The following is a 12,570-nucleotide window of genomic DNA, read 5'->3' as shown; positions in this document are numbered from 1 at the left end:
CGCACCCGCTGGCGAAATAATTCCGGCGGCTCTGCCGAAGCGGCTGGAACCGGAGCCGCCCGCATCGGAATATGCGCCGTTCCGTCAGGTTCCGGCGCATCAAAGCCCCTACGGACTACTGTAGACACAACGCTACGAATGGACGCATCGGCCGGGCCATCCCGGTGGACTCCTACTCAAGACAAGTGAGGTCAGCACTTCGTGATCAGAACCACCGAGCCCAGGATCAATGCCACGGCCAAGGACGTCCGGAAGATCCAGTGCGACGCACTGGTGGTGGGGGTGGCCCAAGACACGTCCGGGCCAGTCCTGGTGGGCAGCCCGCTCCGCGGCAAAGCTGCCCAGGTGCTAAACGACTCGCTGGCGGTACTGGGCATCACCGGTGCCACCGATGAAGTCCGCAGGCTGCCTGGCCTGCCCGAACTCAATGCCGAGGTCCTGGTCCTGACCGGTCTGGGGAAGATTGAGCAGGGTGTCCCCCTGTCCGAGGAAACTCTCCGCCGGGCCGCAGGATCGGCCGTGCGCCAGTTGGGTGGCATCTCCAGTGTTGCCTTGGCTCTGCCCGCCGAGACACCGGCCGCCGCGGCTGCCGTGGCCGAAGGCGCGGCGCTGGGCGCGTACTCATACAACGAACACCGCAGCGGCTCCGCGTCCGGAAAGCGACCCGAACACGTAGAAATGGTCACCGTACTGACGCCGGTGGCCGGCGAAAAGAGCGTGACTGCAGCCGTCAAACGTGCGCAAATCATCGGTCGTGCGGTCAACGCCACCCGCACCCTGGTCAACCAGCCGCCGAGCCACCTCTACCCCGAAACGTTCGCCGATGCCGCCGCGGCCCTGGCGAAGGATCTGCCGGTGAAGGTGACCGTGCTGGATGAGAAAAAGCTGGAAAGCGAGGGCTTCGGCGGGCTCGTGGGCGTCGGCAAGGGCTCCGCCCGTCCGCCGCGCATGGTCAAAGTGGAGTACTCCCCCGCCCGGGCCAAGATTAAACTCGCCTTTGTCGGCAAAGGCATCACCTTCGACTCCGGCGGTCTGTCGCTCAAGCCGGCCAACGGCATGGTGACGATGAAGTGCGATATGGCGGGCGCCGCCGTCGTACTTAACGCTTTGCTGGCCATTGCCGAACTGGGCTTGCCGGTCAAGGTCACCGCCTGGCTGTGCCTGGCGGAGAATATGCCGTCGGGGCATGCCCAGCGGCCCTCGGACGTCATGACGGTGTACGGCGGCAAGACAGTCGAAATCCTCAATACCGACGCCGAAGGCCGGCTTGTGATGGCCGACGGCCTCGCTGCGGCGAGCGAGGAGGCGCCGGATGCGCTGATCGACGTTGCCACGCTGACCGGTGCACAGATGGTTGCGCTCGGCAGCCGGGTTTCCGCAGTCATGGGCGAGGACGGTGTGCGGGACGCAGTCAAGGCTGCCGCTGACCGTGCGGGCGAGCTGTTCTGGCCTATGCCCCTGCCCGAGGAACTGCGTTCCAGTCTGGAGTCGCCCGTGGCCGACCTGGCCAATATGGGCGAAAAATTCGGCGGCATGCTCACGGCGGCAATCTTCCTGCGCGAATTCGTCGGCGAGGTAAACGGGGAAAAGATACCGTGGGCGCACCTGGACATCGCAGGCCCCGCGTTCAACGAGGGCGCGGCCTACGGCTACACGCCGAAAGAAGGTACCGGCGTCGCGGTCCGGACGCTGGTAGCTTATGCGGAAGACGTGGTGGCAAGAGCCCGCTAAACGGGTCACCTTTTGACAGGCGTCACCCTGCCGTTATCCGTCAATCACACGGTGGAGTGAATCCGCGCACATTGCGGTCCGGATTCACCTTCACCGAGTAGATGATGGTAGCTGGGTGACGCTAAGGTGATCAGAAAACACCTAGAAGTTCACTTCACCCAATCAAAGTCGACGTGCGGACGCACGTCCTGACACCCCGAGGGAGCGTACACGTGGCCGATTCGGCAACTGCGCAAGAATTCGACATCCTGGTACTCGGCGGCGGCAGCGGTGGATATGCCGCCGCTTTGCGTGCCGTGCAGCTGGGTTTCACGGTAGGCCTGGTTGAAAAGGGCAAGCTGGGCGGCACCTGCCTGCACAACGGCTGCATCCCCACCAAGGCGCTGCTGCACTCCGCCGAGCTGGCCGACCACGCGCGCGATTCCGCCAAGTACGGCGTGAACGTGACCCTGGATTCGATCGACATGAACGCTGTAAAGGCCTACAAGGACGGCATCGTCGCCGGCAAGTTCAAGGGTCTGAGCGGACTGATCAAGATGAAGGGCATCACCGTCATCGAGGGTGAGGGCAAGCTCACCGGTAAAGACACCGTCGAGGTCAACGGCACCACCTACACGGGCAAGAACATCATTCTGGCCACCGGCTCCTACTCGAAGACCCTGCCCGGCCTGGAAATCGGCGGCAAGGTCATCACTTCGGACGAAGCGCTGGAAATGACGGAGCTGCCGAAGAAGGCAGTCATCCTCGGCGGCGGCGTCATCGGCGTCGAGTTCGCATCCGTCTGGAAGTCGTTCGGTGTGGACGTCACCATCGTCGAAGGCCTGCCCTCCCTGGTTCCGAACGAGGACCCCTCGATCATTAAGGTCCTGGAGCGCTCCTTCAAGAAGCGCGGCATCAAGTCCAACACCGGCGTCTTCTTCGAAAAGGTAGAACAGAACGACGACGGCGTTGTCGTCACCCTCGCCGACGGCAAGACTTTCGATGGCGACCTGCTGCTCGTGGCGGTTGGCCGCGGTGCCAGCACCTCGGGCCTGGGCTTCGAGGAAACCGGCCTGACCGTGGACCGCGGATTCGTCATCACCGATGAGCGCTGCCACACCGGCGTGGGCAACATCTACGCCGTCGGCGACATCGTTCCCGGCGTCCAGCTGGCCCACCGCGGGTTCCAGCAGGGCATCTTCGTGGCAGAGGAAATCGCCGGCAACAACCCGGCGATCGTTGAAGACATCAACATCCCGAAGGTGACCTTCTGCGAGCCCGAGATCGCCTCCGTCGGGCTCAACCAGCCGCAGGCTGAAGAGAAGTTCGGCAAGGAGAACGTCGAAACCGCCGAATACAACCTGGCCGGCAACGGCAAGAGCTCCATCCTCGGCACCAGCGGCATCATCAAGATGGTCCGCCAGAAGGATGGCCCCATCGTCGGCATGCACATGATCGGCGGCCGCATCGGCGAGCAGATCGGTGAAGCGCAGCTGATCGTGAGCTGGGAAGCCTACCCCGAGGACGTCGCTGCCCTGATCCACGCACACCCGACCCAGAACGAGGCCCTCGGCGAGGCCGCCATGGCCCTCGCCGGCCGGCCGCTTCACGGTTAGCCAGACCCCCTGCTTAGTGCACTCCGTCCTGAGGCGGGGTGCACTAAGCTCAAAACAAGATTCCCCAGCCCGACCAGAGCTGGACCGGAGAAAACAGATTTAAGGAGAACGGGGACGAAATGTCTGAAACCGTGAACTTGCCCGCCCTCGGTGAGAGTGTCACCGAAGGTACCGTTACCCGCTGGCTGAAGCAGGTCGGTGACCGGGTAGAAGTAGACGAGCCCCTGCTCGAAGTTTCCACCGACAAGGTCGATACAGAGATCCCGTCCCCGGTTGCGGGTGTTATCGAGGAAATCCTCGTCGCCGAAGACGAAACTGCCGACGTCGGCGCCGCACTGGTCCGCATCGGCGACGGTTCAGGTTCCGGCGATGCTGCCCCGGCCGAGGCCGCTCCGGCACAGGAGGCCCCGGCTCAGGAGGCACCCGCACAGGAAGCTCCCGCCGAAGAGGCTCCGAAGCAGGAGGCTCCGGCCGCCGAATCCGGCGCCAAGGGCACATCCGGCTCGGGCGAGGGCACCGAAGTTACGCTCCCTGCGCTGGGTGAAAGCGTCACTGAAGGCACCGTCACCCGTTGGCTGAAGCAGGTCGGCGAAGAGGTAGCCGTCGACGAGCCGCTGCTTGAGGTTTCCACGGATAAAGTCGATACCGAAATTCCCTCCCCCGTAGCGGGTACGCTGCAGGAAATCCGGGTGAACGAGGACGAGACCGCCGAGGTCGGCTCCGTCCTCGCCGTCATCGGCTCCGGCGCAGGCGCCCCCGCCCAGGCGGCTCCGGCAGAGGCAGAGCCCGTTGCCGCCGCACCTGCGCAGCAGCGCGAGGAACCGGTCGAACAGCCTGCCCCGGCCAAGGAAGAAGCTCCCACCAAGCAGGCAGCGCCCCCCGCTCCTGAGAAGGCACCGGCAGCCCCGGCCCAGGCCGAGACTGCAGAAGGTGCCGGCACTTCGGACGCCGGCTACGTGACTCCGCTGGTGCGCAAGCTGGCCAACCAGCACAGCATCGATCTGTCCTCCGTGCAGGGCACCGGTGTCGGCGGACGTATCCGCAAGCAGGACGTGCTCTCCGCTGCCGAGGCAGCCAAGGCTCCTGCTGCCCCGGCCGCTCCGTCGGCAGGCAAGGCCGCGGCGTCCGCTCCGGCGGCAGCCGGTGCCGGCAAGCGCGGCACGGTGGAGAAGGCCCCGCGCATCCGCCAGGTCATTGCCCGCCGCATGCGCGAGTCGCTGGATGTGTCCACGCAGCTCACGCAGGTCCACGAAGTGGACATGACCAAGGTTGCCAAGCTTCGCGCCAAGGCCAAGAACTCGTTCCAGGAGCAGAACGGCGCCAAGCTGACCTTCCTGCCGTTCATCGCCAAGGCGGTTGCGGAAGCGCTCAAGCAGCACCCCAAGCTGAACGCTTCCTACGATGAAGAGAAGCAGGAAATCACCTACCACAACGCCGAGCACCTGGCGATTGCGGTGGACACCGACAAGGGTCTGCTCGTCCCGGTCATCAGCGACGCCGGAAACCTGAACCTGGCCGGCCTTGCCGGCAAGATCGCCGATGTTGCGGACCGCACGCGGACCAACAAGATCGGCCCGGACGAGCTGTCCGGCGGTACGTTCAGCATCACCAACATCGGCAGCGTGGGTGCCCTGTTCGACACCCCGATCATCAACCAGCCGCAGGTAGGTATCCTCGGCACCGGTGCGATCGTCAAGCGCCCGGTTGTGGTCTCCGATGCGAACGGTGACGACTCGATCGCCATCCGCTCCATGATGTACCTGTCGCTGACCTACGACCACCGCCTGGTCGACGGCGCCGATGCAGGACGCTTCCTGCAGACGCTGCGCACCCGTCTGGAAGAGGGCGCGTTCGAGGCTGACCTGGGTCTCTAGCAAGGTCCGGACAACGACGGCGGCGGGTGGCGTTCCAGCGAACGTCACCCGCCGCCGTCGTCGGCTTAACGGCACAGTTCCGGCGGGTTCCTACTACAGTTCGTAGAAAAGTTGTCTCCTGAGGCTCCGTGGCGCGGCGTATTCCCTGCTCAGAGCCGATAAGCTAAGTGCCATGGAGATCCTTTACAGCATTTTTGTCTTTCTGCACGTCGTAGGTGCGGCCATGATCGTGGGCATCTGGATCGGCAACATGAAGAAGCCGACCGTCCACCCGCGCCAGTTCGACGGCGCCATGCTCCAATTGATCACCGGCGTCATCATGATGGGGCTCATCCCGGCCATGCCCGATGACTTCACCGACCCGAACTACATTAAGCTTGGCATCAAGCTCGTCATCGCCCTGGTTGTCGGTGTGCTGGCCTTCATCGGCCGCCGCAAGTACAAGGCCAACGAACCCATCTCCACCGGCCTGGCGCATGCCGTGGGTGGTTTGGCCCTGCTCAACATCGCCCTCGCAACCCTCTGGAACTGATCCGCGGAGTTTATCCGACGGCCGGCATCCCTCCGGGGTGCCGGCCGTTTGCATACCGGACGCAACGTGGTGGCAAACGATTCTGCCGCACCCTAGGATGAAGACGAAGGCACCGGCCAGTGGCCGCTGCCCGCACAGTAGGATCATCCGAATCAGTTCCGACCCAAGGAGTGCACATGGCTACAACCCGCTCGGCCCACACCGTATGGAAGGGCGACCTTTTCACCGGATCCGGCCAGACTTCCCTGGACACTTCCGGCCTCGGCACCTACGACGTGACGTGGGACGCCCGCGCGGAAAAGGCGGAAGGCAAGACCAGCCCGGAGGAACTGCTGGCCGCTGCCCACGCCACCTGCTACTCGATGCAGTTCAGCAACATGCTCAAGGAAAACGGGACCACCGCCGAGAGCATCAAGACGTCGGCCGCCGTTGACTTCGTTCCGGGCACCGGGATCACCGAGATCCGCCTGACCGTGGATGCAACCGTCCCGGGCATCAGCAACGAGGACTTCCAGCGCCTGGCCACCGGCGCCAAGGACACCTGCCCCGTATCGGGTGCACTGGCTTCGGTTCCCAGCATCACCGTCGAAGCAACGTTGGCCAGCTAGCCGGCTGCGACAGCTTCAACTGAAGGACCCCGGTGCGTAATCTGCACCGGGGTCCTTCAGTGTCTTAAAGCGGCTTTCAGCCGGCGTCCTGCGGGCGCCGCGGCAGCTTGCCGGGCCGCAGTGAACGGTACCCGGACAACGCCGGCGGCCGGTCGGTCGGCAGTTCCTTCAGCATCTCCTTGAGGATCCCCACGCCGTGCTCCAGCTGCGGGTCCTCCCCCGCGGCGTAGGCGTGCGGCGGATACGGCACCTCGATGTCCGGCTCCACGCCGTAGTTCTCCACGCTCCAGCCCACATCCTGGGTGAACCAGAAGGCATACCGCGGCTGGGTGACGCCGGTGCCGTCTGCCAGCGAGAAGCGGCCGTCGATCCCCACTACGCCGCCCCAGGTCCGAGTTCCGACCACCGGACCGATTCCCCGCAGCTTGGCGACCTGCGTAATGATGTCCCCGTCCGAACCGGCATATTCATCCGTAAGTACGACGACGGGGCCTCGCGGGGCGTGGGCCGGATACGTTCCCGGCTGCTCGCCCCGGGCAAGGTTCCAGGCGGTTACTTTGCGTCCGATCAGCTCCGCCACGAGCTGGGAGGTATGTCCGCCCCGGTTACTCCGTACATCGATAATGAGCGCGTCCCGGGTGGTCTCCACATCCAGGTCCCGGTGCAGCTGCGACCAGCCGCGGGCCACCATGTCGGGGATGTGCAGGTAGCCGAAGCCGCCGCCGGAAGCCTCCCGCACGATCCGCCGGTTTCCGGCCACCCAGTTCTGGTACCGCAAACGTTCCTCATCCGCTACCGGCACCACGGCGATCCGGCGCTGTTTGCCCGGTTCCGCCGTCTCGGGACCGTTGATGATGGTCAGTTCCACCGTCTTGCCCGCGGCTCCTACCAGCAGCGGTCCCGGACCGCTGAGCCGGTCCACCGGGATGCCGTCCACCGCGGCGATGACGTCCCCGTTCCTGACGCCGGCACCGGGTGCATTCAGCGGGGAACGTGCCAGCGGGTCCGAGGACTCCCCGGCCAGGATGTTCTGCACGCTCCACCCGGCGTCCGTACTGACGATATCCGCCCCGAGGAGCCCCTGCCTGCCCGCCCCGGGCTCGGTCACGGGCGCGGGAGTAACATAGGCGTGCGACGTGCCCAGCTCGCCGTGGAGTTCCCACAGCAGGTCCACCAGGTCATCGTGGGAGCCGAGGCGCTCCACCAGCGGACGGTACCGCTGGTAGACCCCGTCCCAGTCGAGACCGGCCATGTCCTCGGCCCAGAAGAAGTCCCGCTGCAGCCGCCAGGCTTCGTCGAAGGCCTGGCCCCACACCTTCAGCGGATCCAGCAGCAGGCGGATCCGGCTCAGATCCACCTGGACACTGTCCGGCGCGTCGTCGTCGACCTTGGCAGCCACCGGCACCGCCCGGACCTGCTGTTTGTTCAGGTACACCAGGCGTTTGCGGTCCCCGGACACGGCATAGGATTCCAGCGCCGGCACCAAAACGCTGACCTCGCGGCGCGAGATGTCGAACCGCTCCAGCCTGTTCGGCTGGTCCGGATCTTCCGCGGATGCCCGACCCTCACCGGTGACGCCCGCAGCCTCCGTGGCGAGCCAGAGCAACGCTCCGTCCACCGCTGTCAGGCTGCTGTAGCGGCCCTGCGGCACCGGAAGGGGAATGATCCGCTCGGGCAGCTGCAGCGGATCGACAACAACGAGAGGAACTCCAGCCGGGGCGTCGGGCTCCGCGCCGACCTCCGGCGCCGGCTCAGGGACGGTGCCGTGGACCGCCGGACCGAAAGGCGATGGCGTCGCGGAGTCCAGCGCCACCAGGAAGGGTTTGGTGGACTGCGGAAAACTCAGGTCGAAGCTGTGCGTGTCATACACCGGGTCGAAACTGCGTTCCGAGAGGAACGCGGCGAATTTGCCGTCCGGGCTGAAGGCCGGCCCGTGGTCCCGGAAGCGCCCGTCGGTGATGTCCAGAACGCGGTCGCCACCGGAGGCGGTGACCTCCGCCAGCCTGAGTTTGGTCCGGCTGCCCTCGGATGATACGGGCTCGGTCCACATGAGCCACCGCGAATCAGGTGAAAAAACAACCTCGTTGATCGCGCCGTGGCCCGTCGAGGCCACTTCGCGCAGCTCCCCGGATTCGGCCTCAAGCACCAGGAGCTGGCCGAATTCCGTCGCCACGGCCGCGAGCTTGCCGTCGGGGCTGGTGGAAATGGTGCTCACGCGTGTGGGAGCGGCAAAGTCGATGCGTCGGGTTCCGCTGGGCTGGCTGGCTGCCTGCTCAGGCGGCGTTCCGCCGTCGTTCGCTGTTTCATCCGTGGAAACGGACGACGACGGCGCTGCCGGCTGGGGCTTTGCCACCACAGCCGCGGCGGAGACCGGCCGGGGCAGGGCGGCGTCCGGTTCGGGCTCTGGCTTCTTGGCCTGCGCGGACGCCGCCGGCGTGACAGCCGGGAGGTCCTCGAAGACGCGGCGAAGGTAGAGCGCCTCGACGCCGTCGTGGTCTGCAGCGTAAATCACCGTGTCCGCACCGAGCGGGCGGGCCTGCCGGGCACGGACGCCGGGGGTCGCTTCGACGACGCGCGAGGGTCCGTCGCGGTGGGTGAGCCAGTGGATGGTGCCATGGCTTTCCACAACCGAGGCCGTCCCGTCCTGGTTGGGAACCGCGGCGGCCAGGTGCCGGGCAACGTCCAGCGGCCGCGGACGGCGCGAAGTCGACGCCGACCCGAGGCTGATGTCCAGCTTCTTGGGTTCATCTCCGAGCGACTCCACCAGCCACAGTTCACCCGCAGATTCATACACGATCCGCTGTCCGTCGGTGGCGGCGTGGCGGACGTAGAACTCCTCATGATCGGTATGCCGGCGCAGGCCGGACCCGTCCGGCGCGATGGAGTAGAGGTTGCCGTAGCCTTCATGGTCGCTGAGGAAGGCAATGCGGCCACCGATCCACATGGGATCGGTCAGGCTGCCGTCCAGCTCCGCCGCCAGACGCTGGAATTCGCCCGAACCGTCCCGGTCGATCCAGAGTTTGCCGGCGGTTCCGCCGCGGTAGCGCTTCCACCAGGCCGGCTCGCGGGAGAGCACGCTGCCGATCGCCACGGGACGCTCGTCACCGACGACCGGCCCGAAGGCGATCGAATCGACCGGACCGAATTTCAGCACCTTGGCGACAGAGCCGTCCAGCGGCACCGCGTGCGCCCAAGTATGGCGGGATTCTTCACGCTGGTGGGCGCTGGTGACGATAACGTCGCCGGTTGCGGTAAAGCCCTTGACCCGTGTGGAGGCGTGGCCCCAGTACGTCAGCTGCCGGAACCCGCCGCCGTCCACGGCGGCTACGACAGCCTCGGGGGCGCTGCCCTGCACCACGCTCCACGCAATTTGCCCGCCGTCGGGTGAGAAACGCGGGTTCCGGGCCGGAAGCCCCAGCGACGAGATCCGCCAGGCCCGGCCGCCCTGAAGCGGTGCCACCCACACATCGTCCTCGGCCACGAAGGTGACCAGCTCGGCGTGGACGTGCGGATAGCGGAAGTAACTCGATGAGGTCATGCTTCGATCTTAACCATCTCGGTGCGGCAGACCGGTCGGTGACTTGCCGCAGGCCGTTCCCCAACTGGTTATTCGATGATGTGATGGGCAGATGAAGATCCTCATTTCCGGCGCGTCCGGACTGATCGGCAAGGCGCTGGCCGGACATCTGGTTTCCTCCGGACACCGAGTCGGCCGGCTGGTCCGTCGCCCGCCGCGCGGTGAGGGTGAGTTCGAATGGGATCCGGCGGCCGGCCGTCTGGATCCGCGGGTTGTTGCGGGCCATGATGCCGTAGTCAATCTGTCCGGTTCACCCCTGCGGGCGCGGCCCTGGACCAGGTCATCGCGGGAGCAGTTGTATTCCTCCCGTGTTGCCAGCACCCGCACCCTCGCCGGAGCCATTAACCAACTCGAGAACCCGCCGAAGGTCTTTATCAGCCAGTCCGGTTCCGGAATCTATGGGGACCGCGGCGATGAGGTCGTTACGGAAGCATCCGCAGCCGGCAGCTCGCCCGTGATGGCCGATGTCTGCCGGCGTTGGGAAGAGGCGGCGTTGCAGGCCTCGTGTCCGACCATCGTCACCCGTACCGGCGTGGTGCTGACACCCCACGGCGGAGCCCTGCCGCGGTTGCTGCTGCCGCTCAGATTGGGCCTGGGTGGCCCGCTGGGTACCGGCCGGCAATGGTGGCCGTGGATCACGCTGGCCGATGAAGTACGCGCCCTGGCCTTCCTGCTGGAATCAGGGCTGTCCGGCCCCGTCAATGTGTGCGCGCCGGTTCCGGCCCAGGTAGACCAACTGGTCTCCGTCCTGGCGGCCGAACTGCACCGACCTTCGATGCTCCGCGTCCCGCAGCAAGTGTTGACCACGGTTCTGCCCGGCTTGGCTGAGAACATCATCCTGGCGAGCCAACGCATGGTTCCGGAGCGTCTTGAAGCCGCGGGTTTCGAGTTCGGCCAGGCAAACGTGCACGACGCCGCCCGCTGGGTCCACGAAGAGTTGGGCCGCCACAACTGAGCCCGCCCGCACACGCCGGGTCAGGTCGCGTCAGGCGCCGTCGCGGACTTCGCCAATCAGCCACCTGCCGTCCTGGCGTTCCAGCACCAGCACCAGCGGCTGCCTCTTGGCCTCCGTCACAGACAGGACGAGGCCGCCGCCGGCGTCGCGCTGTTCAAAAGGTGAAGTGCTGATGGTGGCTTCGACCACCGCCGAAGTTCCGGTATGGGACACCGTCCGGACGTCCTCCGCTTTGGCTGCGAGTCCGCTGAACCAGTGCTCCAGCGAGGCCAACGTGGAAATAACCTCAGTATCCGCTGCCATGGGAGCGGATCCGGCGACATTGACGTCGTCCAGCAGGGACACGTCCCTGCTCCGCAGTGCTTCGGTGCGCAACCAGGTCAAGGCGGCAACCGCAGCGGCCGGATCCTCCGCGGTAACTGCCCGCGTCAGATCATCGGGCAGCGGCCGCGCAGTCGGCGGTCCGGTTGGAGCGGAGGAGGCCTCGCCCGGGACCGCCGCTGCTGCGGCCTGCGCGGCCGGGTCCCCGACTGTGTCAGCCGCCTCGGACCCGACGAGCAGATTACCCGCGAAAACGGCCAGCGCAATGGCCAACGCCAATGAGGTTGTAACAACAACGACGCGGCCAAGGGCAGCTTTACCCTGCCGGGTTGCGGCGGCAGCAGCACGCCGGACCACCTGCGGCTTCCGGAGGCCGTCCGGCTTTTTTACCGCCCGCGGCGGGCGGCGCTTGGCTCCGAAGGCGGTCCGCTTCTTGCCGTCCCGGGCAATCCGCCGGGTCAGCAACTGCGGGGCCACTGACGGATGTACGGCGGCGGACAGGTCCACCGGTGCCGGGTCCGCGGTCCGGTAAACCCGGCGCGCGAACTCTTCCGCCTCTGGCCTTTGTGCGGCGCCGTCCGCCAGTGCCGCTTCCAGCAACTCCACCAACGGCAGCGGCACGTCCGGCACCATGACATTCAGCGGCGGGCGCTGGGCGGTGGCGGCCGGTACCCGTCCGGTGAGCATGAACCAGCCAAGGGCGGCCAACGCGTAGATGTCCGCCTCCGGCTCCAGCCTTTGCCCGACGTCGCCCCGCCTTGGCGAGGGCGGATGGAATCCCTGCGTCCCGCCGTCGTCGGCCCGGTGGCTGCCGACCGCCCGGCCGATACCAAAGTCCGCTAGCAGCGGTTTGCCCACCGAGGTGAAGAGGACGTTGCCGGGCGAAACGTCGCCATGCGTCCTGCCGCCCGCATGCAGAAACGCCAGCGCCTGCGCGATCGGCGTCAGTACCGTAACTGTTTCGGCCACGGACAAGGGGCCGCGGGCGGCAATGACCGAACCCACCGATCCACCCGCGGCGTATTCGAGCAGCAATCCCGAACCGGCGTCCGTCTCCACGTTGCGGAAGACCTGCACCAGATGGTCGTGCCGCAGTCCCTCGGTCAGCAGCCGTTCCCGATCCGCCTCCGGACGGGCATTGCCGGCATTGCGATTAAAGACCTTCAGCGCGTATTCACGGCCGCCGGATTCTTCCGCCACCAGCCACACGGCTGCCGAAGAACCACTGCCGAGCCAGCGTTGCACCCGGAATCCGGGAACCTGCGGCCGGGCCGGTTCATCTGCGGGGCTGCTGTCGCCGGCATGTGACGAGTGCTGAAGCATCATGCTCCAGATTTACTACAGCCGCCGTTCCACTGCAGAAGTTATCCACAGCCA

The 12,570-nt window shown here is 66.2% G+C and carries 8 protein-coding genes; 6 read left to right on the top strand and 2 right to left on the bottom strand.

What is annotated here, in order from left to right; all coding sequences use genetic code 11:
* Positions 1–201 precede the first annotated feature (201 nt).
* The 5 genes from AC20117_RS17420 to AC20117_RS17400 all read left to right on the top strand — a co-directional run bounded on the left by AC20117_RS17420 (position 202) and on the right by AC20117_RS17400 (position 6,340).
* Complete coding sequence (locus AC20117_RS17420) at positions 202–1,731, top strand: leucyl aminopeptidase (protein ID WP_074702578.1); 1,530 nt, start codon at positions 202–204, stop codon at positions 1,729–1,731.
* 212 nt (positions 1,732–1,943) lie between these two features.
* On the top strand, positions 1,944–3,326 hold the full coding sequence (gene lpdA, locus AC20117_RS17415; RefSeq protein WP_074702579.1) for a dihydrolipoyl dehydrogenase: 1,383 nt from the start codon (positions 1,944–1,946) through the stop codon (positions 3,324–3,326).
* 119 nt (positions 3,327–3,445) lie between these two features.
* The gene (gene sucB / locus AC20117_RS17410) at positions 3,446–5,200 is read left to right on the top strand and encodes a 2-oxoglutarate dehydrogenase, E2 component, dihydrolipoamide succinyltransferase (protein WP_074702580.1); all 1,755 of its coding nucleotides are present in this window, start codon (positions 3,446–3,448) and stop codon (positions 5,198–5,200) included.
* Between the two features lie 172 nt (positions 5,201–5,372).
* A complete protein-coding gene (locus AC20117_RS17405; protein WP_074702581.1) occupies positions 5,373–5,732 on the top strand; it encodes a hypothetical protein in 360 nt (119 codons plus the stop codon).
* Between the two features lie 176 nt (positions 5,733–5,908).
* The gene (locus tag AC20117_RS17400; RefSeq protein WP_074702582.1) at positions 5,909–6,340 is read left to right on the top strand and encodes an OsmC family peroxiredoxin; all 432 of its coding nucleotides are present in this window, start codon (positions 5,909–5,911) and stop codon (positions 6,338–6,340) included.
* A 76-nt stretch (positions 6,341–6,416) separates the two neighbouring features.
* Here AC20117_RS17400 and AC20117_RS17395 read toward each other — a convergent pair whose 3' ends face one another.
* The gene (locus AC20117_RS17395) at positions 6,417–9,878 is read right to left on the bottom strand and encodes a S41 family peptidase (RefSeq protein ID WP_074702583.1); all 3,462 of its coding nucleotides are present in this window, start codon (positions 9,876–9,878) and stop codon (positions 6,417–6,419) included.
* A 91-nt stretch (positions 9,879–9,969) separates the two neighbouring features.
* Between AC20117_RS17395 and AC20117_RS17390 the strand changes: the two genes are divergently transcribed.
* Positions 9,970–10,872: a TIGR01777 family oxidoreductase gene (locus tag AC20117_RS17390; RefSeq protein WP_074702584.1), complete on the top strand. Its 903-nt coding sequence runs from the start codon at positions 9,970–9,972 to the stop codon at positions 10,870–10,872.
* A gap of 30 nt (positions 10,873–10,902) precedes the next feature.
* Here AC20117_RS17390 and AC20117_RS17385 read toward each other — a convergent pair whose 3' ends face one another.
* Positions 10,903–12,519: a serine/threonine-protein kinase gene (locus AC20117_RS17385; protein WP_083339872.1), complete on the bottom strand. Its 1,617-nt coding sequence runs from the start codon at positions 12,517–12,519 to the stop codon at positions 10,903–10,905.
* Positions 12,520–12,570: the final 51 nt, after the last annotated feature.

Source organism: Arthrobacter crystallopoietes (assembly GCF_002849715.1).
Taxonomy (GTDB): Bacteria; Actinomycetota; Actinomycetes; order Actinomycetales; family Micrococcaceae; genus Crystallibacter; species Crystallibacter crystallopoietes.
This window is presented reverse-complemented; position numbering and strand designations above follow the sequence as displayed.

Coding starts and splice junctions, on each gene's coding strand:
- AC20117_RS17385 (WP_083339872.1), bottom strand. CDS start 12,519: ATGATGCTTCAGCACTCGTCACATGCCGGCGACAGCAGCCCCGCAGAT.
- AC20117_RS17405 (WP_074702581.1), top strand. CDS start 5,373: ATGGAGATCCTTTACAGCATTTTTGTCTTTCTGCACGTCGTAGGTGCG.
- AC20117_RS17400 (WP_074702582.1), top strand. CDS start 5,909: ATGGCTACAACCCGCTCGGCCCACACCGTATGGAAGGGCGACCTTTTC.
- sucB (WP_074702580.1), top strand. CDS start 3,446: ATGTCTGAAACCGTGAACTTGCCCGCCCTCGGTGAGAGTGTCACCGAA.
- AC20117_RS17390 (WP_074702584.1), top strand. CDS start 9,970: ATGAAGATCCTCATTTCCGGCGCGTCCGGACTGATCGGCAAGGCGCTG.
- AC20117_RS17395 (WP_074702583.1), bottom strand. CDS start 9,878: ATGACCTCATCGAGTTACTTCCGCTATCCGCACGTCCACGCCGAGCTG.